This window comes from Bacteroides stercorirosoris (assembly GCF_900142015.1).
Taxonomy (GTDB): domain Bacteria; phylum Bacteroidota; class Bacteroidia; order Bacteroidales; family Bacteroidaceae; genus Bacteroides; species Bacteroides stercorirosoris.
This window is the reverse complement of the sequence record NZ_FQZN01000053.1, coordinates 1-23,456: the sequence shown is the minus strand read 5'-3', so window position 1 is coordinate 23,456 and position 23,456 is coordinate 1. Positions and strand designations below refer to the sequence as shown.

The 23,456-nt window shown below is 47.1% G+C and carries 17 protein-coding genes and 1 tRNA gene; 7 read left to right on the top strand and 11 right to left on the bottom strand.

Annotation, left to right across the window (positions count from 1 at the left end; genetic code table 11):
* Nucleotides 1-1,190: 1,190 nt before the first annotated feature.
* The 4 genes from BUC01_RS23410 to BUC01_RS23400 are packed head-to-tail and all read right to left on the bottom strand — an operon-like array spanning nucleotide 1,191 to nucleotide 6,990.
* Complete coding sequence (locus tag BUC01_RS23410; protein ID WP_073315055.1) at nucleotides 1,191-2,555, bottom strand: TolC family protein; 1,365 nt, start codon at nucleotides 2,553-2,555, stop codon at nucleotides 1,191-1,193.
* A complete protein-coding gene (locus BUC01_RS26135) occupies nucleotides 2,552-2,677 on the bottom strand; it encodes a hypothetical protein (protein ID WP_262484047.1) in 126 nt (41 codons plus the stop codon). Before BUC01_RS26135 ends, BUC01_RS23410 begins: the two co-directional genes overlap by 4 nt.
* 12 nt (nucleotides 2,678-2,689) lie before the next feature.
* A complete protein-coding gene (locus tag BUC01_RS23405; RefSeq protein ID WP_073315053.1) occupies nucleotides 2,690-5,869 on the bottom strand; it encodes an efflux RND transporter permease subunit in 3,180 nt (1,059 codons plus the stop codon).
* Between the two features lie 14 nt (nucleotides 5,870-5,883).
* Entirely contained in the window at nucleotides 5,884-6,990 is a 1,107-nt protein-coding gene (locus BUC01_RS23400) for an efflux RND transporter periplasmic adaptor subunit (protein ID WP_073315051.1), read from the bottom strand.
* 222 nt (nucleotides 6,991-7,212) lie between these two features.
* Between BUC01_RS23400 and BUC01_RS23390 the strand changes: the two genes are divergently transcribed.
* Both BUC01_RS23390 and BUC01_RS23385 read left to right on the top strand, forming a co-directional pair.
* Complete coding sequence (locus BUC01_RS23390; protein WP_073315049.1) at nucleotides 7,213-8,124, top strand: helix-turn-helix domain-containing protein; 912 nt, start codon at nucleotides 7,213-7,215, stop codon at nucleotides 8,122-8,124.
* Between the two features lie 352 nt (nucleotides 8,125-8,476).
* Nucleotides 8,477-10,513 (top strand): patatin-like phospholipase family protein, encoded by a 2,037-nt coding sequence (locus tag BUC01_RS23385; protein ID WP_025835318.1) that lies wholly within the window; start codon nucleotides 8,477-8,479, stop codon nucleotides 10,511-10,513.
* A 2-nt stretch (nucleotides 10,514-10,515) separates the two neighbouring features.
* On the opposite strand, the gene BUC01_RS23380 is transcribed toward BUC01_RS23385, so the two are convergent.
* Nucleotides 10,516-10,851 (bottom strand): hypothetical protein, encoded by a 336-nt coding sequence (locus BUC01_RS23380; protein ID WP_073315047.1) that lies wholly within the window; start codon nucleotides 10,849-10,851, stop codon nucleotides 10,516-10,518.
* Nucleotides 10,851-11,156 carry an FtsB family cell division protein gene (locus tag BUC01_RS23375; protein ID WP_025835320.1) on the bottom strand — a complete coding sequence of 102 codons (306 nt, stop codon included), beginning with the start codon at nucleotides 11,154-11,156 and terminating at the stop codon, nucleotides 10,851-10,853. Before BUC01_RS23375 ends, BUC01_RS23380 begins: the two co-directional genes overlap by 1 nt.
* A gap of 148 nt (nucleotides 11,157-11,304) precedes the next feature.
* On the opposite strand from BUC01_RS23375, the gene BUC01_RS23370 reads away from it, so the two are divergent.
* The 3 genes from BUC01_RS23370 (at nucleotide 11,305) to BUC01_RS23360 (ending at nucleotide 17,075) form a co-directional block, all read left to right on the top strand.
* Nucleotides 11,305-13,155, top strand: a complete 1,851-nt coding sequence (locus BUC01_RS23370; protein ID WP_025835321.1) for a DNA polymerase III subunit gamma/tau — start codon at nucleotides 11,305-11,307, stop codon at nucleotides 13,153-13,155.
* Nucleotides 13,156-13,245: 90 nt separating this feature from the next.
* On the top strand, nucleotides 13,246-15,123 hold the full coding sequence (locus tag BUC01_RS23365; protein WP_025835323.1) for a tetratricopeptide repeat-containing sensor histidine kinase: 1,878 nt from the start codon (nucleotides 13,246-13,248) through the stop codon (nucleotides 15,121-15,123).
* Nucleotides 15,120-17,075 (top strand): tetratricopeptide repeat-containing sensor histidine kinase, encoded by a 1,956-nt coding sequence (locus BUC01_RS23360; protein WP_081795855.1) that lies wholly within the window; start codon nucleotides 15,120-15,122, stop codon nucleotides 17,073-17,075. The genes BUC01_RS23365 and BUC01_RS23360 overlap by 4 nt, the downstream gene beginning before the upstream one ends.
* Nucleotides 17,076-17,077: 2 nt before the next feature.
* Here the strand turns inward: BUC01_RS23360 and porT are convergent, their stop codons facing one another.
* On the bottom strand, nucleotides 17,078-17,779 hold the full coding sequence (gene porT, locus BUC01_RS23355) for a type IX secretion/gliding motility protein PorT/SprT (protein ID WP_025835325.1): 702 nt from the start codon (nucleotides 17,777-17,779) through the stop codon (nucleotides 17,078-17,080).
* 173 nt (nucleotides 17,780-17,952) lie between these two features.
* Here porT and BUC01_RS23350 point away from each other — a divergent pair, with 173 nt between their 5' ends.
* Complete coding sequence (locus tag BUC01_RS23350) at nucleotides 17,953-18,123, top strand: DUF362 domain-containing protein (RefSeq protein WP_007660223.1); 171 nt, start codon at nucleotides 17,953-17,955, stop codon at nucleotides 18,121-18,123.
* Between the two features lie 72 nt (nucleotides 18,124-18,195).
* On the opposite strand, the gene BUC01_RS23345 is transcribed toward BUC01_RS23350, so the two are convergent.
* The 4 genes from BUC01_RS23345 to BUC01_RS23330 all read right to left on the bottom strand — a co-directional run bounded on the left by BUC01_RS23345 (nucleotide 18,196) and on the right by BUC01_RS23330 (nucleotide 23,073).
* Entirely contained in the window at nucleotides 18,196-19,389 is a 1,194-nt protein-coding gene (locus tag BUC01_RS23345; RefSeq protein ID WP_025835327.1) for a pyridoxal phosphate-dependent aminotransferase, read from the bottom strand.
* Nucleotides 19,390-19,472: 83 nt separating this feature from the next.
* Nucleotides 19,473-20,687, bottom strand: a complete 1,215-nt coding sequence (locus BUC01_RS23340; protein WP_025833757.1) for a bifunctional 3,4-dihydroxy-2-butanone-4-phosphate synthase/GTP cyclohydrolase II — start codon at nucleotides 20,685-20,687, stop codon at nucleotides 19,473-19,475.
* A 24-nt stretch (nucleotides 20,688-20,711) separates the two neighbouring features.
* A complete protein-coding gene (locus BUC01_RS23335) occupies nucleotides 20,712-22,610 on the bottom strand; it encodes an LptF/LptG family permease (RefSeq protein ID WP_025833758.1) in 1,899 nt (632 codons plus the stop codon).
* A 76-nt stretch (nucleotides 22,611-22,686) separates the two neighbouring features.
* A complete protein-coding gene (locus BUC01_RS23330; protein ID WP_009129319.1) occupies nucleotides 22,687-23,073 on the bottom strand; it encodes an START-like domain-containing protein in 387 nt (128 codons plus the stop codon).
* Between the two features lie 256 nt (nucleotides 23,074-23,329).
* Between BUC01_RS23330 and BUC01_RS23325 the strand changes: the two genes are divergently transcribed.
* Nucleotides 23,330-23,403 (top strand) — tRNA-Met (locus BUC01_RS23325).
* Nucleotides 23,404-23,456: the final 53 nt, after the last annotated feature.

Here is a 23,456-nt window from a genome sequence, read left to right as displayed (position 1 = left end):
TTTTCTTTTTCTCGTCGTCTCTCTTGTCGAAAGGGAGATAAAAGGAAAAGAGAAAGGAGTTCTTAACAACACCGGTTTCTTAATCAGTAAATCAACCATCGATTGCATTCCTTTCGGAAAGCGGGTGCAAAGGTAAGAACTTTATCACATAACTTCCAAATGTTTTCAGAAGTTTTTTTTCTTTTTTCTTTTCGACTGCCGTATTCTTGGTTGGAATTAGGGCAAAAGGAAAGAAAAACGTCAGGGTTCTTACACCGTTTCTGTCAGAATGTCAATTGCAAGGCTTACCATCTCTTGGAAAGCGGATGCAAAAGTAGCGGATATATCCATTCACTCCAAATATATCTGACACTTTTTCGCAGGTTTTTTGAAACAATTTTGTAACTCGTTGATTGATAAGGATGTTGCAGAACATAATTTTCAAGGAGGGCGTGGACGGCACAAAGCACTATACATAATTATATATGCGTGCGCGTACGAAAGGCAAAAGTCCCTTATAGTAGATGGAAATATGGCCTACTTGGGAAATATATACTTCCCGGTTAGAAAAATATTTTTTCCCAGTTGGGAAAAAGCATTCATCCAAAAAGTATAAACTTCATTGGAGCGTTCGCAAATCCAACTGTCAACAATAAGCACTCTTCACATTTTCACCTTACATCATACATTCAAAAGGGCTACACCATCCGGGGAAAAGGGTGTAGCCATGACGCCCAAAAGGTGTAGCCTTAACAAACAAAGGGTGTAGCCATCCCAAAAACGCCTCTCAAGATAGCCAGGGCAAGAAAAAAGACAGGAAATTTACGTGAAAGCAACAAGAGACAGAAAATAAAGGGAGAAGGGTATGTAAAATAAAACAAAGAAAAAACAAAAGGTTAAGAGTCTGTTTAAGAACTAAGTTCTAACACTTGAAGAGTATTTCTTCTTTCTTTGAACAATAACAGAAAGCTTTGCTGAAATTATGAATATACCTTCGATTCAGCTGAAGAGATGGTAAAATTAGCATTTAAAGAATGTTGCCGAACACAATTACACAGACTCTTATAAGACATCAAAAAGAGCTCAAAAAAAACTATAAGTGTGCGGCTCAAAGAATTTGTAAAAACAGAATAGGGCTGCCTTGGAATCACTTCCCCGGCAGCCCTTCTTCATCGAAATAAAAATAACAGATAGAGAGAGTATGATGTTATTTATTCCCGACCTCCCCCCAAAGCACGGTATAGATTAATTAAACTTTGTATCTCAGTAAACTGATTGGCCGTCTGTGACAGTTGCGCACTGAGTAACGACTGCCGGGCGGTAAGTACTTCCAAATAGGTAGTATTACCGTGTTCCATCAACAGAGAAGTGCTGCGCAGGGCTGTTTGCAGGGAAACAATCTGCTTATCCAGCAAGAGGCTTTTCCCCTGGCTCGTCTGATAGGCCATCAAAGCATCATTCACCTCACTACCGGCATTGAGCAACGTTTGCTGAAAACCAAGAGCGGCTTCTTCCTGCTGTGCACGGGCAATGCGATACTGGGCAACCACCTGTCCCCGATTGAAGAGCGGTTGCGTCAACGACCCTACAGCCGATGCCAGGAACTTACCCGGATTGAGAATCACAGACCCGACAGAGTTCGTCCATCCGGCACTTCCACTCAAAGTGATGGAAGGATAAAAAGCCGAACGTGCCGCATTAGTGCCATAGAACGCCGCCTCCAGAGTCCGCTCGGCCGAGCGGACATCGGGACGGCAAGAAAGCATCCGAACAGGAATCCCTATAGAAAAGTCCGTGGGGAATTGTTGCTCTGCCAGCCTGCCGCGTTCATAATTGCGGGGTGTCTCTGCCAGCAATAGGGCAAGGCTATTCTCCACCTGGTTTATCTGTTGCTGCAAGTCGAGGACGGAACTCTGCACCTGATAATAAGTGGCTTCCATCTGCGACACAGCTGTTTCGTTTGCCATCCCGGCATTCATCAACGCACGGGTGGATGCCACGGTTTCTTTCCATGCCTCCTCCGTCTGCCGGGAGATGTCGAGTTGCTCGTCCAGCATCAACAATGTATAGTAAGTATTGGCTATACCTGCTATCAACTGGGTGCGGACGGCCTGACGATAATCTTCACTCTGGGCATAAAGCGCTTTCGCCTGTTTTTTAGCATTGCGCATACGGCCGAAAACATCCAGTTCCCAACTGGCCGTAACAGGCAGTGAGTAAGTCTGCGTAGCCTTATGCGTATCGAAACTACTCACCACTCCTTGTGGAGCAAGGGCAAAAGCCGGTAGAAAGGCAAGTTTGGCAGACATCAGTGTTGCCTGAGCCTGTTCCACACGAAGCTGGGCAGACTGATAGTCGGTATTGGTCTGCAATCCCACCTCGATGAGGGATTGCAAATATGGATCGGTGAAGAGTTCCCGCCAGTCCATATTGCCCAGACCGGCAGTGTCTTCGGCCACCACTTCCTCTCCGTAAAGATTATCGGGTACGGAAGTGCCAGGCTCGTATTTAGTATAGATGCCACAACCGCTCAGCGACAGGCTAATGACAACTAATGTGATGATACTTTTCTTCATTCTTCTATATCTTTTATATGTTTCTTGGAATTGATTTTATCTACAATGTACACCAGGAGACCGGCAATGCCATAAGCTATCACCTGTTCCAACCAAAATATATCATCTTGATACATCATCATTCCTCCTTTCATTTATTTACTTTCGCGTTCAGCTTCGCTCTTTTCTTTTTCCAACAGCACTTGCAGGTCTGCTTCCTCCTCCATCGGCGGACGGATTTTCTCCTGCAAATATTCGAAGATGATGTAGAAGACCGGAACCACAAAGAGCAATGCCAGTGTGCCGACAGCCATACCACCTACTACACCCGTACCCAACGAACTGTTACCATTGGCACCTGCACCGGATGAGAACATCAGCGGAAGCATACCGAAAATCATCGTCAGTACCGTCATCAGGATAGGACGCAAGCGGACTTGTGCGGCAGAGTAGGCCGACTCCACAATACCCATTCCTTTGCGGCGACGCTCTATGGCGTACTCCGTAATCAGGATAGCCGTCTTGGCCAACAGACCGATCAACATAATCACACCCGTTTGCAGATAGATATTATTCTCCAGCCCAAGTATCTTCGCGAAAAGGAATGATCCCATCAACCCGAACGGTACGGAGAAGATTACGGCAAACGGTACAAGGAAACTTTCGTAAAGACATGCCAGAATCAGGTAAATAAGGAATATGCAAATGGCATAGATGAAAACCGTCTGTACGCCACCGCTACTTGCTTCTTCGCGTGCCATACCACCATATTCGTACCCGTAGCCAGCCGGCAAGGACTGTGCCGCTACCTCTTCAATCACCTTCTGCACTTCACCGGAAGAGTAACCGTCCGCCGGATTCACATTGGCTGTGATGGTGCTGTATAGATTGAAACGATTCGCCGTTTCCGGACCCAGCACTTGCTTCAGCGTCACGAACTGGCTCACCGGAGCCATTTCCGTACCGTTGCGTACAAACATATTGTCCAATGCCTGTTCGTCCAGACGGTATTCGGGAGAAGCCTGCATCATTACGCGATATACCTTACCATATTGGTTGTAGTTGGAGATATATGCGCCACCGCAATAGCTGCCCACTGCATCAAGCACCGAACTTGGCGAAATGCCCGCACGCTTACACTTGGCGGCATCCACTTCCACCGACACCTGCGGGAAGTTGATAGCATAAGATGTATAAGCCATAGCTACCTCCGGACGCTGGTTCAAAGCACCGAGGAACTGTATGGACGCATCATAGAACGTTGCCAAGTCTCCACCCGCCATATCCTGGAGGTTCAGTTCGAGGGAGTTGCCCATACCGTAACCCGGAATCATGGCAGGCTGGAAGCTGAACACCTGTGCTTCCTTGATGGACTGGAATTGCGCATTGAGGCGGGAAGCCACGGCATCCGAGCCATGCTCCTTGCCTTTTCGTTCGCTCCAGTCTTTCAGACGCACGATAATCGTACCGTAGGAAGTTCCCTGACCGGAGATAAGTCCGTACCCTGCTACGCGGGCATAGTGTTCTATTTCGGGCGTATCTTGCAGAATGCTTTCCAAGCGGTCCATCACTTTCGTGGTTTCTTCGAGCGTGCTTCCCGGTGAGATGCTGACATTCACCATGATGACACCCTGGTCTTCCTGCGGCACAAGTCCCGTCTTGGTAGTGCTCATCAGATAAACAAGCAATGCAACGGTAGCAACCAGTGAAGCCCACACCATCCAGCGGTGGCGGATGAAGAACATCACACCTTTCTTATATTTACCCAGCACGGCATTGAACGAAGCATTGTAAGCCGCACGCACCCGTCCGTTCAGGCTCTTGGAGCTCTTGGTACCGTCAGACGGACGCATCATGATGGCACACAAGGCGGGACACAACGTCAGAGCCGAAATCATGGAGATGCCCACGGCAGTTGCCATCGTGATACCGAATTGCGTATAGAACACACCCGAAGTACCTCCCATAAATGTTACGGGGATAAACACAGCCATAAACACGCAGGTACAGGAGACGATAGCCATCGTCACATCGCCCATCGCATCTTTAGTGGCGAGATAAGGCGATTTATATCCGGCATCGAACTTGGACTGCACCGCTTCCACCACCACAATGACATCATCCACCACCGTACCGATGGCAAGCACCAATGCAAACAATGTCAAGATGTTCAGACTGAATCCCGCAGCCACCAGGCAGGCAAACGTACCCACTAACGACACAATGATGGAAATGGACGGGATGAGCGTACTCTTGAAGTCCTGCAAGAAGAAGTACACCACCAGAATTACCAGAATGATGGCAATCACCAGCGTCTCCACCACATTGTGTATGGAAGCGAAGAGGAAGTCGTTTGAGCTCATCATCGTGACAAACTCCGTTCCTTCCGGCAAGTTCTTCTCCATCCGCTCTATCTGGGCGGTAATCTCTTTATTGACGGCGGTAGCATTGGAACCTGCCGTCTGGAATATCATGTAGAGAACGGCAGGCTTGCTGTCCATCTCACTACGGAAACTATAAGTCATTGTACCCAGTTCCACGTCTGCCACGTCCTTCAGGCGGAGAATGGAACCGTCTTCACGCGAACGGACAACAGTGTTCTGAAATTCTTCCACGCTCTTCAGGCGTCCGCGATATTTCATCGTAAACTGGAAGACGTTCTTTGAGCTTTCGCCCAGCGAACCGGTGGGAGCTTCAATATTCTGCTCGCCCAGCACGGCGGTTATGTCCGAGGGCACCAACCCATATTGTGCCATCCGTTCCGGCTTCAGCCAAATACGCATACTGTACGTATCACCCAGCTCCATAACGTCTCCCACTCCCTCGATACGTTTGATCTGGGGAATGACATTGATGTCCAGGTAATTGGCCAAGAAAGTCTGGTCGTAACGACCGTCGGTACAGGTCAAGGCGCCAATCTGCAAGAAACTGGTCTGACGCTTCATGGTGCTTACACCTACTTTCGTCACTTCAGCCGGAAGCAATCCCTGCGCTTTAGCCACGCGGTTCTGTACGTTGACCGCTGCCATGTCGGGGTCCGTGCCCTGCTTGAAGTAAACCTGTATAATAGCCAAACCTGCATTGGAAGCGCTGGAAGTGATGTACATCATATCTTCCACACCGTTGATGCTCTCTTCCAGAGGCATGATGACACTGTTCATCACTGCCTCGGCATCGGCGCCCGTATAAGTGGCGGCCACATATACCGTGGGAGGTGCAATGTCAGGATACTGCTCCACCGGCAAGGTGAAGAGCGAAATAAGCCCTATGGCCAGAATCAGCACGGAGATGGAGATGGCCATCACCGGCCGCTTTATAAACATATTTCCTTTCATAATCAGTCTCCTTCTTATTTAACTTGCGTACCCTCGCGCACCAGTCCGGCACCTTCCGATACAATCTCATCACCGGCTTTCAGCCCATCCAGCACCACATATTCACGTCCGTTGTTTATTCCGGCTACGGTTATCAGCGTGGAAACGGCCTTACCGTCCACCACCTTATATACAATAGTCTTATCTTGCATCCGCACGGTGGCCGTCTGCGGAATGGCGATACAGTCTTTATAGATGCTCGGCACCACTACCGTGCCCGATGCTCCGCTATGAAGCAAGCGCGATTCGTTGGGAAACACCACGCGTGCCACTACCGTACCCGTCTGGCGGTCGATAACTCCGCTTATGGATTCTATCACGCCTTTCTTGTCATAGACCGAATTGTCGTTCAGGCGCAGTTCCACTTCCGGCATATTCTTCAGCGCTTCGTCCATGTCGCCGTACTGGCGGGTCAGGGCAAGCAACTGATTCTCGGTCATGGAGAAATAGACGTACATATCCGAATTGTCGCTGACCGTAGTAAGCGGATAAAGCATGTTGGCACTGACCAATGCACCGGCACGATAAGGCAATGCGCCTACCACTCCGTCGCTGGGACTTTTCACCTCGGTATAAGAGAGATTGTTTCGTGCACTGATTTCCTGAGCCTCGGCCTGTGCCACTTGAGCCTTGGCGGTGAGATAAGAATTCTCGGCTGTCTTCAGGCTGAATTCCGAAACAACTTTCTGCGCATACAGTTCTTTATTACTTTTATAAGTCAGCTCGGCGGTTGCCAGTGCAGCGCGTGCCGCTTCCACATTGGCAGTGGCGGTTTTAAGCGCAGCCCTGTAAGGCACTTGGTCGATAATGAAAAGCAATTGTCCGCGGCGTACCTTCTGCCCTTCGGACACACAGAGTTTCTCAATTGTTCCAGACACCTGCGGATAGATATCAATATCCTGCCGCCCGCGTATGCTTGCCGAATAGGAAGAGGAAAGTTCTTTATCCGCCGCCTCCAATTGCATTACCGCATAAGAAGAAGGTTTCACTCCTGCATCCGGTGCCTGCTTGCAAGATGCCATCCACACTGTACAACCGACAATCCCTATCAGCCGTATCCATTTTTTGTTCACTGTAATCATACTTACTCTTTTTGTCTTTGTTAAAACTGGGACAAAAGTAGGAGAAAGGAACAAGGCAACCGTGCCCTGTTTTCATCCTTAAATGTTCCTTTTTCGCCATTTACACTTTTTAAGCCTAACTATCTATGAATAAACGATATATCAAACAAATAAGAAGCAAAATAGGACATCCCGTTTTCCACATTATTCACCAACTTTGCAAAAAGCAAAAAAAGATAGAATATGGAAAAAAAGAACATTAAGGCGATAGATATAAAAGACTTCAAGAACAGCCAGCACATCCTTGACTATGTGGACAATGATTTTGCAATAATCAACAGTCTGGACGGAATTCCTTATAGCGATGATACAGTCCGACTGGAGTGTTTCCTTATTGCCGTTTGCATAGAAGGGTGCATTCAGCTCGACGTCAACTACCGAACTTACCAGTTGCAGGCAGGCGACTTGCTGCTCGGCCTCCCCAATACGATTATCAGCCACACCATGCTGAGCCCTAAATATAAGATAAGGCTTGCAGGATTCTCCACCCGCTTCCTGCAACGTATCATTAAAATGGAAAAAGATACGTGGAATACCGCCATTCACATCCACAACAATCCGGTGAAATCAGTGGGTGAAGGACAAAATGGCTCAATTTTCAGGCTCTACCGAGATTTAATCGTTGCCAAAATAAATGATGCCCCGCATTGCTACCACAGAGAAGTGATACAATATCTCTTCTCCGCCCTCTTCTGTGAAATGATGGGGCAACTCAACAAAGAAATCGACTATTCGGACAAGACAGACCGTCCGAAAGAAAGTATCAAACAGGCGGATTATATCCTACGGAAATTCATGGAACTATTAGCAAAAGACAATGGTATGCACCGTTCAGTAAGTTACTTTGCCGATACACTTTGTTATACTCCGAAGCATTTCTCGAAAGTCATCAAGCAAGCGTGCGGCAGGACTCCGCTGGACTTAATCAATGAAACCGTCATAGAGCATATCAAATATCGGTTGAAGCGCTCGGACAAGTCCATCAAGGAAATTGCGGAGGAATTCAATTTCCCCAATCAGTCTTTCTTCGGGAAGTACGTAAAGACGCATCTGGGGACATCGCCGGCTAATTACAGGAGCAGGAAAGAGGAATAAGAAGGATGGGGTTGTATATATATTTAACCGGAATAAGAATATTTCATAACAAGCTGGTTATCAATACTCTAAAATGATGTATAATTCAGATAACGACTGATATGGAATGAAGTAACGACTGATATAGGATGAAATAACGAGTGTTGCCCCGAGCTTCTTCTTTTGTAAACAAATTTACGCTCAGGTTCGAGAAAAAACACACTTTATCAAATCCATCAGACGGTTTTATTTGTTACTCTACTTAATACGGGAAAGGTGGATGCATTCTTGAGCGGTCATGAATTAAATGATTTCTGCACGAAATGCCCCTTTTTCCATCCACGGTATCAGAATGAATAATAAAACCCCGGTTATGAAATCCAAAACTTTATTCTTATTAATTATAGCGCTACTTTCCGCCTGCACGCTCGGAGCACAGAACCGCAAGAAAGTAGGAGTCGTGTTGAGTGGCGGCGGCGCCAAAGGAGTGGCACACATCGGAGCATTGAAGGTGATAGAAGAAGCCGGAATCCCGATTGATTACATCGTAGGAACAAGCATGGGCACCATCGTAGGCGGATTATACTCCATCGGCTACACTCCGCAGCAACTGGACAGCATCGTCAATGTGCAAGACTGGAAATATCTGCTCTCCGATGCCCCCGACCCCGAAACAACCCTTTTAAGCGAAAAACTGAAAGAAGAGCGATACCTGCTGTCCGTACCCATTGCCGGAAAGACAGCCCACGTATCGGACGCAGGAATTATCAAAGGAAGAAATATCTCACGCCTACTCTCCGAACTGACCGTCGGATATCACGATTCAATTTCCTTCAGCCGGTTGCCCGTCCCCTTCGCCTGCGTATCGGACAACATAGTGAATGGCAGCAAAGTGGTTTTCCGCAAAGGGATTCTGGCGACTGCCATGCGTGCCAGTATGTCTATTCCGGGAGTATTCTCTCCAGTATACCTCGATGGCATGGTACTGGTGGATGGCGGACTGACGGACAATTATCCTGTGGACATCGCCCGGGAGATGGGAGCGGAAATCATTATCGGCGTCGACGTGCAGAACCCACTGATGAAAGCGGACGAACTGACCAGCCTTTCGAGCGTGCTCGGACAAATACTGAACCTCGTGGGAGAAGAAAGTTACAGGAAAAACGTAAAGGACAGCAACATACATATACAGGTAGACGTGGACGGCTACTCAGCGGCAAGTTTCAGCCATGAGGCGATAGACACCCTGATGCGCAGGGGAAAAGAAGCCGCTATGAAAGATTGGGATAAGCTGATTGCGCTGAAAAAAGAAATAGGTGTCAGCACCAATTACCGGGCGGAATATCCGGGTCCCTTCAATATCCCCACCCCCGCAATGCTGGACACGATACCTTCGGTGTCACAAATTGCCCCGCATGCGCAGCCGGTGAATACAATAAATATAGGAGGCCGGTTCGACAACGAAGAGCTGGCAGTGCTGCTGCTGAATGCGGGGATGTATCTCGGAAAACAGAAAAAATCGCAGGTAAGCGCCACTACCCGATTGGGAAAGCGGACTTTCGGACGGTTGGAGTACACCTACTCGCCGCGTGAAAGCTGGGATATAAACACGGGATATCAGATAGGATATAATGACTTTAACCTCTACGGGAAAGGAAAACGGCTGATGAACCTGACTTACGTGCATCACTCCGCCTGGGTAGGATTTACGAAGAGTTGGTATAGGCTGCTTGTCAATGCAGGCATTCATTTCGAAAAGTATAACTATCATGACTGGCCGTCGGGACCGGATGCAGTTCTGACTAAATCGAGCGACAAGGCCCTGCTCAGTTACCAGGCCAGCATCTTATATAATAGCCTGAACAACCAGCGTTTCTCCACCAAAGGCATGGAATGGAAAGCATCTTATATACTCTATACGGATAATATGGTGACGTATGATTCGCATAGCCCCGTATCGGTATTCCAGACACATTGGAGCGGATATTTCTCTCCGAACAGCATATTCACCATCATGCCGTCAGTGTACGGCAGGGTGGTCGGGAAGAATACGCAGTCGCTGGCAATATCAAACTTTGTAGGTGGAAACGTGCCGGGACGGTACATGGAGCAGCAGATTCCCTTTATCGGCATCAACCACATAGAAATGAGTCCGGACGCTCTGTTGACAGGCACGCTGGGAGTCAGGACAAGAACTTATAAGAATCAATACATCGTAATCCGCGGCAGTTACGGGCGGACCGCCGGTAAAGCAGAGAACCTGTTTGGAGGAACGAATACCCACACGCTGGCAGGCGGCAGCATAGGTTACTGCTACAACAGCATCATCGGGCCGATTGAAGCGGAGCTGAATTATTCTAACCAGTCGAAGAAACTGGGCTACTATATCGGGGTGGGATTTACGTTCTAAGATTACTCTTTCGCCTCCTCCTGCGGAATGCGAATCGATGTGTACAACTCCAGCACCGCCGCAACCGTCAGGCATACAATCCACTCATTGCCACGGGTGAAAAGCATGAATGCACCCGTCAGCACCAACAGCAATGCACCGAAAATCTGTTGACGGCGGAGGCGCTTCACTGTGGACTTACTACTTTTGGAGGGGGAATTGATCTGGGCCAATGCCACCATGGTAGCGCCGATTGTATATATATAAGGTGCAAGTTCCCAGCCGGTGATGTACACGGCAGCACCAAACAGCGCCATCACAGCGCCTACAGTAAACAGAGCAGGTATCAGGGATTTCATTATTCGATGTCTTCTTCAAATACGTAAATATCTTCATTCGGTTTCTTCATCAGGTACTTCTCGCGTGCAATACGCTCGATAGCGCCTGAGTCCACAGCCAGCTCGTTCAGCCGTTCCGTGTTGTCTTCATACTCCGCCCGGTATTTCTCAATTTCAGAATTCAGACGGCTGATTTCACTCGCATACCCCATACGGCGCACAATGCTGTTCTCGTCCAGAAAGCCGATAATCACCACAAACGCCGCAAACGTAATCAGGTATTTATGTTTGCGGACAAATATCCAAAGCGTCGCTATTTTATCCATTGACAAACAAATTAATAATTAAAGAATTAATAATTCAAAAGAAGCCGGGGACAGACTCTTCGCCCACAAAGATAAGAGGAATAACTGAGAAATTCCTTTTTTTTGTGTACATTTGCACAAATTGTAACGGACAAGAATATCCCGAATCATGGAAAACTATATCGTATCGGCACGAAAATACCGCCCTACCACCTTTGAGTCGGTAGTGGGACAACGTGCCCTGACCACTACGCTGAAGAATGCCATCGCTACCGGCAAACTGGCACATGCCTACCTGTTCTGCGGACCTCGTGGTGTAGGAAAAACAACTTGCGCCCGTATCTTCGCCAAAACCATCAACTGCATGAGTCCCACCGCAGACGGAGAAGCCTGCAACCAATGCGAGTCGTGCACGGCCTTCAACGAGCAGCGGTCGTATAATATCCATGAGCTGGATGCCGCGTCCAACAACTCGGTGGACGACATCCGCCAACTGGTGGAGCAAGTGCGCATCCCGCCCCAGATAGGAAAATACAAGGTGTACATCATCGACGAGGTGCATATGTTGTCTGCATCAGCTTTCAATGCTTTCCTTAAGACACTGGAAGAGCCACCCCGCCATGCCATCTTCATCCTCGCCACAACGGAGAAGCACAAGATTCTGCCTACCATCCTTTCACGTTGCCAGATATACGACTTCAACCGCATCAATGTGGATGACACCGTAGCCCATCTGGCCTACGTTGCCTCGAAAGAAGGGATTACCGCCGAACCGGAAGCGCTGAACGTCATCGCACTGAAAGCTGACGGCGGTATGCGCGATGCCTTGTCCATCTTCGACCAGGTAGTCAGTTTCACCGGCGGGCACATCAGCTACAAAAGTGTAATCGAGAACCTGAACGTACTGGATTACGAATATTATTTCCGACTGACAGACCACTTCCTGGCCAATCAGGTCGGCGACGCCCTGTTACTGCTGAACGATGTGCTGAACAAGGGATTCGACGCCAGCCATTTCGTAACAGGATTGTCTTCACACTTCCGCGACCTGCTGGTAAGCAAAGACCCTGCCACGCTCGCGTTGCTCGAAGTGGGTGCCAGCATCCGCGAACGCTACCAGGCACAGGCACAGAAGTGTCCGCTGCCTTTCCTCTACCGGGCCATGAAGCTCTGCAACGACTGCGACCTGAACTACCGCGCCAGCAAGAACAAGCGATTGCTGGTGGAACTGACCTTGATACAGGTTGCCCAGCTTACCGCCGAGGGGGACGACGTCAGTGGTGGGCGTAGCCCAAAACAATCTATAAAACCCATATTCTCGCAGCCTGCCGCCGCACAGCAGCCACAGGCCGCAACCGCTATGCCCCAAGCGCAAGCAACAACGAATGCCGCTCCGGCTCGACCACAGCCCGCACAGCAAGCTCCCGCAGCCCAGGCTGCCCCTGCATCACCGCAATCCCAGCAGCCTTTCGGCTCACAAGCCGCCATGCGTCCCACTCCTACCGCCGTGCTGATGGCACAAGGAAAAGAGGAGAAAAAGATACCTGTCATGAAGATGTCCGGCCTGGGTGTCTCCATCAAGCATCCACGGATTGACGAAGAGAAAAAACAGACCTCTGAAACTATCGCCCAACAAAATACGCAACCCGAAGAGGATTTCATCTTCAACGAAAAGGATGTGAACTATTACTGGCAGGAATATGCCGGACGCCTGCCTCAGGAACAAACTGCTCTCGCCAAACGCATGCAGGTCATACGCCTGGCAATGCTGGATGCCGTCACTTTCGAAGCTGTAGTTGAGAATGAAATTGCAGCCAAAGAATTCACCGACCTGATTCCAACCTTGCAAGGCTATTTGCGCAAACGACTCAAAAACAGCAAAGCCACCATGACCGTACGCGTCAGCGCCCCTACTGAAAAGGTGCGTGCCTACAGCCGCGTAGAGAAGTTCCAACTGATGGCACAAAAGAATAATGCACTGCTGCAACTAAAGGATGAGTTCGGACTTGAGCTATATTGACAACTAAATAAAACATTTCTTCAACAAATAATTTTGTTTTTTTAGTTTTATCATTACATTTGCGGAGAAACTAATATAATATCTCCTATTTTGAGAAAGATTGCTCTCATATCGGCAGTGACTGGCCTTTTGCTCTTTTCCTCCGCGACGGGAACATACGCCAACAGCACAGACCAGAAACATCTGGCTGACTTGCAATCCCTCATAGCCCGGGAGGTACCTTACGATGCAAATATACCGGTAGACAGTGTCATTTTATGGAGCAATGAACTGGCTCCCTCACAGAAATCTCCCAAAACAGAAGAAACGTATTTCACGATGCTATTATGGCAAGTGAGCGCATACATCATGCGAGGCGACCTCAGTCTGGCAATCGACCGTGCACGGCTGATGTACGAACATGCCAAAGAAATGAAATCGACTTTCGGCATCGCCCTCGCCAACCAGGCTATCGGCCAGGCTTATACCGCTTCTTATATACAAGAGAAAGCATTGAGTTCTTACCTGGACGCTCTGCGCCATCTGCCCGATAACAACCCGCAAACATACCGGTTGCTGGTGAAGATTTCCTCACTATTGCAACAAATGAACCGGTTGGACGAAGCTATGGTATATGTATCCAAGCTGAATCCGCTTTTGGAACTGCAACCGCTACACCCGCTTGCAGTTCCCATACTTATTGAGAATGCTACCTATTACATTTCATCGGGCAATCAGGACACCGCACTCAAATATCTGCAACGGGCAGATTCCATCTACCAAAATCACACCCATGAGCTTGCCCATGAATTTTCTATCAATTACTACACAGCTGCCTGCTACCGGGCATTGGCAGCCGACTATAATGATAAGCAGAAAGCTGACGAAGCCCTGGCGCTTTATAATAAGCTGTTGGAAGTGGTATCCAGAAACAAACGTTCCCTGGAATATCGCTGGATTTGCGCAGAGAAAATCTACCTGTACAAGTTGCTGGGACGTTTTGACGAAGCATGCAAAATCTATCAGGAATTATACACCGTCACCGACACCCTCGCTTCCAAAAGTTATATCCGCCAGATCAATGCTTTGAAAGCGACTTACCAGATAGATGAACTGGAACTGGAAAATAAAGCCCAGGAAAACAGGATGATAGTCTACTGCATCTTTATCGGACTTGGTCTGCTGGCTTTCATCTCGCTGCTCGCCATCTGGATAAGGAGACAGAAGCGGATCGTGATAATATCCAAAGAAACTTTGGAGCAATCGCGGTGGAATGCAGAAAATGCGACACGTGCCAAAAGTGTCTTCCTATCCAACATGAGCCATGAGATACGGACACCACTCAACGCTTTATCCGGTTTTTCGTCCTTGCTGACAGAAGAAGGACTGGACGACTCAACCCGCAAACAATGTACCGAGATCATACAGCAAAACTCAGAACTTTTGCTGAAACTGATTAATGATGTGATTGATTTATCGAGCCTGGAATTTGGAAAGATGCAATTCAGTTTAGACAAGCATGATGCCGTGGCAATCTGTAAGAATGTGGCTGATACGGTAGGAAAGGTGAAACAGACACAGGCAGAACTCCTGTTCGATTCGCCACTGGAAGAACTGTGTATTGAGACAGATGCTTCACGGTTGCAGCAAGTATTGATAAACCTGCTGATCAACGCAACCAAGTTTACACCGGAAGGCAGCATCACGCTGAGACTTGAGAAAGAATCGGAAGAGACAGCTTTGTTCTCTGTCACCGATACCGGTTGCGGCATCCCGAAAGAAAAGCAGGCGAATATATTCCAACGATTTGAGAAACTGGATGAGAATGCACAGGGAAGTGGTCTTGGCTTGTCCATCTGCCAGCTGATCATAGAGCACATAGGCGGCAGAATATGGATTGACCCGGACTACACGGAAGGTTCCCGCTTTATGTTCACCCACCCCATTAACCAGATACGAAGCAAACAAAAGAAGGAGGGCCGCTCATGATGAAGCGCTTTATTACGATATGTCTGATTATATGTCTCGGTTGCCTCTCAGCCAGTGCCCGGAGTAATGCTATAAAAGATAGTCTGTTGCGCATCTATGTCACCACACCTCACAATTCCGAACGGCTGGATGTATTGCATGACATTGCCCGCCTGGACCAGCAGACACCTGTATTCCTTTATTATGAGAACAAATTGCTGGAAGAAGCTACGGCGCAAAACAACATACGCTATCAAAGCCTTGCCACTTACGAGCATATCATTTACTTTTTCAACAAGCTGGACCTGAAACGCGCGACGTACTGGATGGGCAGAATGGAGTCTTTAGCGGAGAAAAACAACTATTACAATGACTATTTCAAAGCTAAAAAGCTGCAAATAGAATTGTATACCATCAATCAGCAAATAGAACTTGCCATCCACGAAGCACAAGTCATGTATGACAAGGCAAAGAAACTGGACAACCGCAACGGAATGCGGGAAGCGCGCCTATGCCTGATGACCAGCTACATTGCAACACTGCGATATGAAGACGGGGCACAAGCATTGGAGGAAGCATTCCAGCTGATGAACCCACAAGACAGCCCGATGGATAAAATCAATTTGTTGTCGAAAGCGGTCCTGGCCTATTCGTTCCTGCACAAAAACGAAAAAATGTACTCCGCACTGGAACAGATGCAAGTAGCCATACAGGAGTTAATAGCCGCCGCGCCAAACCTCAAGAATGCATATTCGGCCCTATACATGGGAATGGAAACCCAATATGCCCTTTACTATGTCCGTACAGGAGACCTTCCGAAAGCCTGGGAACATTTGCTAAAGGTAGATGAATATTATACGCCCAATACTTTCCTGCCCTATAAAGTATCGCGCCTGCAAGCCTATGCAGAATATTACCGTGTAAAAAAGGAGTATGGCAAAGCATTGGAATGCCTGAATGACGCCATTGCCCTGACACTGCAGATGTCCTTCCCCGACGCCATATTATATATGGCCATGAAAGCGGATATACTGGTAGATATGGGACGGTCGGACATGGCTATCGGCATCTACAAAAAGGTGATGCACGACAAAGATTCATTATACAGAGGTCTGTCGAACTCGCAAATGGAGCAGATACAAAGCCTGTATAATATGGACAAGCTGGTGCTGGAAAGAGAACAGCAACAGGAAAAGATACATTACTTTGTCTTGGTTGTAATCGGGATTGCCCTGCTGGCACTCATCGTCTTTGTGGGCCGTATGTATGTAAGCAGGAAGAAGTTGCAGAAAGATGAAAAGGAGGTAGCCCGGTTGAGCCAGATTGCCGAAGAAGCCAATGAAGTGAAGAGCCGTTTCCTTGCAAATATGAGTTATAATATCCGCATCCCTCTAAACAACGTAGTAGGTTTTTCACAACTGCTTTCTACCGACACAGGATTGGATGAAAAAGAGAAACTGGAATATTCTGAAATCATCCAGGCCAATTCTACCGAACTTATCCAGCTGGTGAATGATGTGCTCGACCTTTCGCGCCTGGAAGCCAAGATGATGAAATTCCAGATACTGGATTGTGAAATGCGGGAGATATGCAACGACCTTATATATATGGCGCGCAGAGACAGCGAAGGGCACATCCATGCCGAACTGGAAAGCGATGTGGAACACCAGATGATCAGAATGGATGCCAACCGCTTCAATCAGGCCGTATTAAGTATGCTGATTTATCCCGTAGCTAACGACACCGACCGTGAAGTTAAGATGCAATTGGCCAGAGACGAAAAAAACGAATTATTATTATTCCATATCACCAACAGTCCGCTGGCTGATCCGGCTTTTGCTTCCCAGAAAGTTTCCATACGACTCAAAATCAACCAACTGTTGTTTGAGCACTTCGACGGTAGCTTCATGGTAAGTGATAGTGCGGAGGACGGTTATCCTATCACCTTTACAATCTCTTACAAAGAAAGATAAGTCTATTCAAAATAGAAAGTAAGTACAATCATACGGGAGGTGATCTTATCGACTGACTGCGTAAACTTCAATAACGACTGGTCGGCAAGATCTTTACGGTCTTTCTTTATCAGATTTGCCAATCCGAAACAGAATTTCAATTCAGGTATCAACTTGAAATAAGGCAGATAAAAGTCACACCCCAGCCCTACTTCCACATAACAGTCGAAAGGCTTTACCAACAAAGCCCCCTGTTTCTTCACACTAAAATCATATGTAGGGGCAATACCTGCCATAATATAAGGGCGGTAATTATTAAAGCGCTCGGCAGAAAACTTCAGATCTATCGGAATAGAAAGATAAGCGGACTTCATCGATTGTGAATATTCTTCCCCACTCTCCTGTTCGCGGAACACCACTTTCTTATCTCCGAAGTGCAGTGTGGGCACAAGGCGTAAAGAAAGGAACTGATTCAGGTAAAGTTCACCCAACACTCCCACCGTAAATCCGGGAGAGTATTCGGGCACATCGGCAAACCAGCTCTGCCCGTCTTCCGTCACATATCCGGTATTCACCAATTTATAATCCTGCATGTGTATGCCTGCCAAAAAACCATAGTGCCACTTCCGCTGATCGATATACGGGCGGTTCTGCACCTTACGCTTCTGTGCCGAGGCACCGAAAGCAAGGAGTAAAGTAAGGATTATCAGACTAATGCGCTTCACAACTCAAAAACGGCAAAAGTGACATTTTATTGCATTTATCCCCCATTTTCTCCTTTCTATTATTTAGACGATGTACAAATTAAGGGAATTTAAACAGGATTGATAACAACTAATCAAGAAAACCGTTATTTTTGCCGAACTAATTAGTACTAATAATTTAAATTTTTAAGAAAATGGCTTACGTAATTAATGACAGTTGTGTTGCTTGTGGTACTTGTATTGACGAATGTCCGGTAGGAGCTATCTCTGAAGGCGATATCTATTCTATCGACCCTGAAACTTGCACAGATTGTGGTACTTGTGCTGATGTTTGTCCGTCTGAAGCAATTCACCCGGCAGAATAATAACAACACTCAGAAAAAGAAAAGCCCGATTTCAATTACGAAACCGGGCTTTTTCATTTTTATATACTATTCTTATTTCAGTTCAGCCAATGCTTCCTTGATGCGGCGGATAGACTCAACAATATTCTCGTCGCTGGTTGCATAACTCATGCGGATGCACTCAGGCGCACCGAATGAAGCACCACCCACACAAGCCACGTGAGCTACTTCCAACAGGTACATTGCCAAGTCGTCCGAGTTCTCAATCTTGCGGTCACCGGCAGCCTTGCCAAAGAAAGAATCACATTTCGGGAAAAGATAGAAAGCACCTTGCGGTACATTCACTTCAAATCCCGGAACTTCTTTTGCCAACTTCACAATCAGGTCACGACGACGCTCAAAAGCCTTACGCATTTCTTCCACCGGAGCCTGCGTTCCCGTATAAGCAGCCTCAGCAGCTTTCTGAGATACAGAACAAGGGCCTGAAGTATACTGACCTTGAAGTTTGTTGCAAGCTTTTACAAGCCATTCCGGTCCGGCAATGAAGCCGATACGCCAGCCTGTCATGGCATACGCCTTGGAAACACCGTTCACGATTACCGTGCGGTCTTTCATTTCAGGGAACTGGGCAATGCTCTGGTGCTTACCGATATAGTTGATATGCTCGTAAATCTCATCAGCAATAACAATTACCTGCGGATGTTTAGCCAGCACGTCAGCCAAACCTTTCAGTTCTTCCTGAGAATAAACAGAACCTGTCGGGTTGGAAGGTGAGCAAAGAATCAGCGCTTTAGTCTTCGGAGTGATGGCAGCTTCCAACTGTGCAGGAGTGATCTTGAAGTCCTGTTCGATACCTGCGGTAACAATCACCGGAGTACCTTCAGCCAGTTTCACCATTTCCGGATAGCTCACCCAGTAAGGAGCGGGCACAATCACTTCATCACCCGGATTCACCAGTACCAATACGGCATTACAAACTGATTGTTTAGCACCATTAGCACATGAGATTTGTGCGGCTGTATATTCCAGACCGTTTTCCTTTTTCAATTTCTCCACGATTGCATTACGCAAAGCCGGATATCCCGGAACCGGAGAATAGCGAGAGAAGTTGTCGTCTATCGCTTTTTTCGCAGCCTCTTTGATGTGGTCAGGAGTATTAAAGTCAGGCTCTCCCACACTCAGGTTAATTACGTCAACGCCTTGAGCTTTCAGCTCGGCGCTCTTTTGCGACATAGCCAGCGTCGCTGACGGCGACAAACTGTTCAAACGATCTGATAATTGATTCATTTTTCTATCTATTTTATGGTTATTGCATAAATTTGGCTGCAAATTAAGCTATTTTCTTTGATATTAGAAAACAAAACTGCAAATTACTTATTAAAATGTAACGTATGCCCCATGCGTTCTTTCTTTGTGCGCAGGTAGCGTTCATTATATGGGTTGGGAGTCGTCTCAATAGGAACAATCTCTGTAATCTCCAGCCCATAGGCTTCCAGACCGACACGTTTCACAGGATTGTTCGTCATCAGTCTCATCTTGTGCACACCCAGTTCACGCAGAATCTGAGCGCCTACACCATAGTCGCGTTCGTCCGCCAAGTGTCCCAGGCAGATATTGGCATCTACTGTATCCAGTCCGTCCTCCTGCAACTTATACGCTTTCATCTTCTCCATCAATCCGATACCACGACCTTCCTGATTCAGATAAACCACTACTCCCTTGCCGGCTTTATCAATCATTTCCATTGCCTTATGCAGTTGATCGCCACAATCGCAACGTCTTGAACCGAAGATATCACCCGTAGCGCAAGAAGAGTGTACACGTACCAGAATCTGTTCATCCTGTTCCCATGTTCCTCTGAACAAAGCCACATGTTCCAGACCATTGGATTTCTGGCGGAACGGAATCAGGCGGAAATGTCCGTGTTCGGTAGGCATATCCACTTCAACACCTCTCTCGACAATGGATTCTTGCTTCAAGCGATAAGCAATCATATCACGGATGGAAATCAGTTTCAGATTAAACTCATCCGCCATCTTTCTCAATTCGGGCAGACGAGCCATCGTTCCGTCCTCGTTCATGATTTCCATAAGAGCACCTGCGGGGTACAGACCTGCCATGCGAGCCATGTCGATAGTAGCTTCCGTATGTCCGGCACGACGCAAAACTCCTTTTTCCTGAGCATACAACGGGTTGATGTGTCCCGGACGTCCGAAGGTTGCCGGAGTAGAGGCCGGATCGGCAAGCGCCTTGATAGTAGCGGCACGGTCGGCAGCAGAGACACCGGTTGAACATCCTTCCAACTTGTCGATGGTCACCGTAAAAGGTGTGCCCAGCACAGAAGTGTTGTCACTCACCTGATGGGGCAAGTCCAGTTCCTTGCAACGGGATACGGTTATCGGCGCACAAAGCACGCCACGTGCATGCTTCAACATGAAGTTGACTTTCTCCGGAGTTATCAACTCCGCAGCGATAATCAGGTCGCCTTCGTTTTCACGGTCTTCATCATCCACCACAATCACAAAGTTACCGGCCTTGAAGTCTTCAATCGCCTCTTCTATTGTATTTAATTTCACTTTTTCCATTCTGGATTCTCCTTATTATTTAGGTTATTTCAGATTAGTTTCTATTATCTTTTGAACGTCTTCATTGGTTTTGACAATCCGTTCCATATCCTTATTCAGCCGGATACGGAAAGCCCAGATACGGAAGTAGAAGAACAGTCCTACCGGTACTATCAATCCACAAGCCAGATTCAGCCAGTAATTGCGGAAAGGCCGCAAATGGGCATGAACGGGAATGATGGGATAGTTGTTCAGCGCATTCAACAAATGCACGGACTTGGTATTGGACATCTCGTCCACCAACTTTTCAAGACGTTCGTTTATCTCTTCTATATCTTCATCGTTCGAGTCCGCCATCCACAATTTAAAGTAATTGGGTGCACTCTTCAATGCTTTCTTCTCGGCATACGCACGGCAGTCGGCTGTCAATGCCTGCAAATCGGCAGGCAGATGTGCATAGTCCGGATCATGTATAATTACCTCCTTGCGGAATAAATGGCGCATGCTGCGAATGCCCAGAATCCTCTTGAACCAGTTGATATAAGCATCGGCATTCAGCACAACCGAGTCATTATTCGATTTATAAGTAAGGAATGCACCCAGCGGAGCCAGGATAGCCGTACTCGTCCACATACCCATCCATACAATCCACTGTCCGTCACGTGCCATTTTATAGCCCGTATTATTAATAATGTAGTAGATAATAAAGATAAGCACAGACACTACAACCGGCATTCCCAAACCACCTTTGCGGATAATTCCGCCCAAAGGCGCACCGATAAAGAAGAAGATGAGACATGCCACCGAAAGTGTCAGTTTCTCATGCCAGGAGGTCATGTGGCGACGCAGACTGGTATCTGTCTGCGTAATATTATAGCTCTTGAAGCTCCAGTCACTCCCCGCACTCTCAGCACGGTTCACGGCAGTGGAGATGATTTTCTGTTTCTGCGACAGGGTAGCTACATTGAAAAGACTGTCTACATTGTAATCCCCCAAACGTGCCTGTTCTATTTTCAGTGTATCGTTTTTCTTCAAGTCCGCCGAAATCTTATACGTACCATTCATGGCTTCCTTAAAGTAAGTACGCCCCACACTGTCATTCTGCACTTTCATGGAGTCGATGCCGGCTTGCAGCATCTTCATATTCTTACTATTGGACTGATTGCTCATGATACCGGCATCCACCATATTGAAGTCGGAGTTGAACTCGATAATAGCATGCTTCTCGCGGAACGCTTCCCGGCGATAAGGCACATTCTTCTGACTCATGTTCTGTGATTTCAGATTCTCAAATTGCTCCCCACTAAAAAGGTGCAAGTATAGATGCTGCTTATCCGCAGTCATCTCCAGCCGTCCCGAGTCCGATTTAATGATCTGGGCGTTTTCAAAGCCTTTCTCAAAATTATAGATCAGCACATCGTAGAGCATACCCGTCTTGCGGTTCTTATGCTTCACGTACAGGTTATATCCTTCTATCTCATCGTAGAACACCCCCTCCGGTATATCCAATTCCGGAGATTTTTGTTTCATGGAGATAAGTAACGTCCACAATTTGGTCTGCGCTTCCGGACCAATCACATTTTGGAAATAAAAAGAAACGCCACAGATGAAAATGATAAACACAATCAACGGGCGCATGATTTTAAGTAACGAGATACCTGCCGCTTTCATGGCAAGCAGCTCAAAACGTTCACCAAAATTACCAAAAGTAATAAGAGCCGCCAGCAGAATAGCCAATGGCAGTGAAGCCGGCACCAGTGTGAGTGCGGAATAAAAGAAAAATTGTGCAAGGACACTCATTTCTAATCCCTTTCCCACCATTTCATCCACATACTTCCATAGGAACTGCATCATGAAGATGAAAAGGCAAATGAAAAAAGTGCCCATAAAGAGCGTACAGAAGCTCTTTAATATAAATATATCTAACTTTTTTATGCGCAGCATTTTACTCGTTTCATGCAATGAAGACACAAAATTAGCATAAAAAAGGGAGTGTGGAAAATTTTTATATCAAAGTTAACTAAAAACCGCACGTTCTCCGCAGAGTGTCTACCTGAGAATCCCACAATTCGCGTAAATCGTTCACTTCGTCCACTGCCGCAAAGTCAGTTACTTCCAGCACGAAATCGTTCGTCAGCTCGTTGTTTGTCATCTTTAATTCAAAATATTCCCGCTCATATTCATCATCCAGCCAACGGAAGCGAATAAAAGAGAAGGCCCGCACGGCAATTATCTCTGCATCACGATGTTCTGTCTTTCCCCAGAAGAAAGTGACGGTTTTATCGTCCGACTGTACCCTGTCTGCAAACCAGCCCTCCAAACCGGTGGGGGTACTTATCGCGGACCAAAGAATGCTTTTAGATGTTGCATTCAAGAGGTATTCCCGATGAATTTTCTGTCTTTCCATAGTTCATATTTGCTGTTTATTGCGTTGCCAAGATAGAGACTTTTTTCTAATTACGGAATATATTTCTTTAAATTTATTCGCAAGGCTTTTCCTTTCATCACGTAACTCACTGATTATGTACCCAAAAGCTATATATAGAAAGAACCTTTTTCTTTGTATGTTTTCTATTAAACAAAATATTTTGCAGAAAATCTTCACAAATGTTTTGGCAATTTCAAGAAAAGCTATATCTTTGCACCCGCAATCGAGAAACGATGGCGGGATAGCTCAGCTGGTTAGAGCGCATGATTCATAATCATGAGGTCCCCGGTTCAATCCCGGGTCCCGCTACTAAAAATATATAGACTGTTAGGAGGCTTCCACTCTTGGCGGTCTTTCTTTTT

Coding starts and splice junctions, on each gene's coding strand:
- BUC01_RS23360 (WP_081795855.1), top strand. CDS start 15,120: ATGATGAAGCGCTTTATTACGATATGTCTGATTATATGTCTCGGTTGC.
- BUC01_RS23350 (WP_007660223.1), top strand. CDS start 17,953: ATGGCTTACGTAATTAATGACAGTTGTGTTGCTTGTGGTACTTGTATT.
- BUC01_RS23405 (WP_073315053.1), bottom strand. CDS start 5,869: ATGAAAGGAAATATGTTTATAAAGCGGCCGGTGATGGCCATCTCCATC.
- BUC01_RS23375 (WP_025835320.1), bottom strand. CDS start 11,156: ATGGATAAAATAGCGACGCTTTGGATATTTGTCCGCAAACATAAATAC.
- BUC01_RS23390 (WP_073315049.1), top strand. CDS start 7,213: ATGGAAAAAAAGAACATTAAGGCGATAGATATAAAAGACTTCAAGAAC.
- BUC01_RS23400 (WP_073315051.1), bottom strand. CDS start 6,990: ATGATTACAGTGAACAAAAAATGGATACGGCTGATAGGGATTGTCGGT.
- BUC01_RS23335 (WP_025833758.1), bottom strand. CDS start 22,610: ATGCTGCGCATAAAAAAGTTAGATATATTTATATTAAAGAGCTTCTGT.
- BUC01_RS23345 (WP_025835327.1), bottom strand. CDS start 19,389: ATGAATCAATTATCAGATCGTTTGAACAGTTTGTCGCCGTCAGCGACG.
- BUC01_RS23380 (WP_073315047.1), bottom strand. CDS start 10,851: ATGAAATCCCTGATACCTGCTCTGTTTACTGTAGGCGCTGTGATGGCG.
- BUC01_RS23410 (WP_073315055.1), bottom strand. CDS start 2,555: ATGAAGAAAAGTATCATCACATTAGTTGTCATTAGCCTGTCGCTGAGC.
- BUC01_RS23330 (WP_009129319.1), bottom strand. CDS start 23,073: ATGGAAAGACAGAAAATTCATCGGGAATACCTCTTGAATGCAACATCT.
- BUC01_RS23385 (WP_025835318.1), top strand. CDS start 8,477: ATGAAATCCAAAACTTTATTCTTATTAATTATAGCGCTACTTTCCGCC.
- BUC01_RS23340 (WP_025833757.1), bottom strand. CDS start 20,687: ATGGAAAAAGTGAAATTAAATACAATAGAAGAGGCGATTGAAGACTTC.
- BUC01_RS23370 (WP_025835321.1), top strand. CDS start 11,305: ATGGAAAACTATATCGTATCGGCACGAAAATACCGCCCTACCACCTTT.
- BUC01_RS26135 (WP_262484047.1), bottom strand. CDS start 2,677: ATGATGATGTATCAAGATGATATATTTTGGTTGGAACAGGTGATAGCT.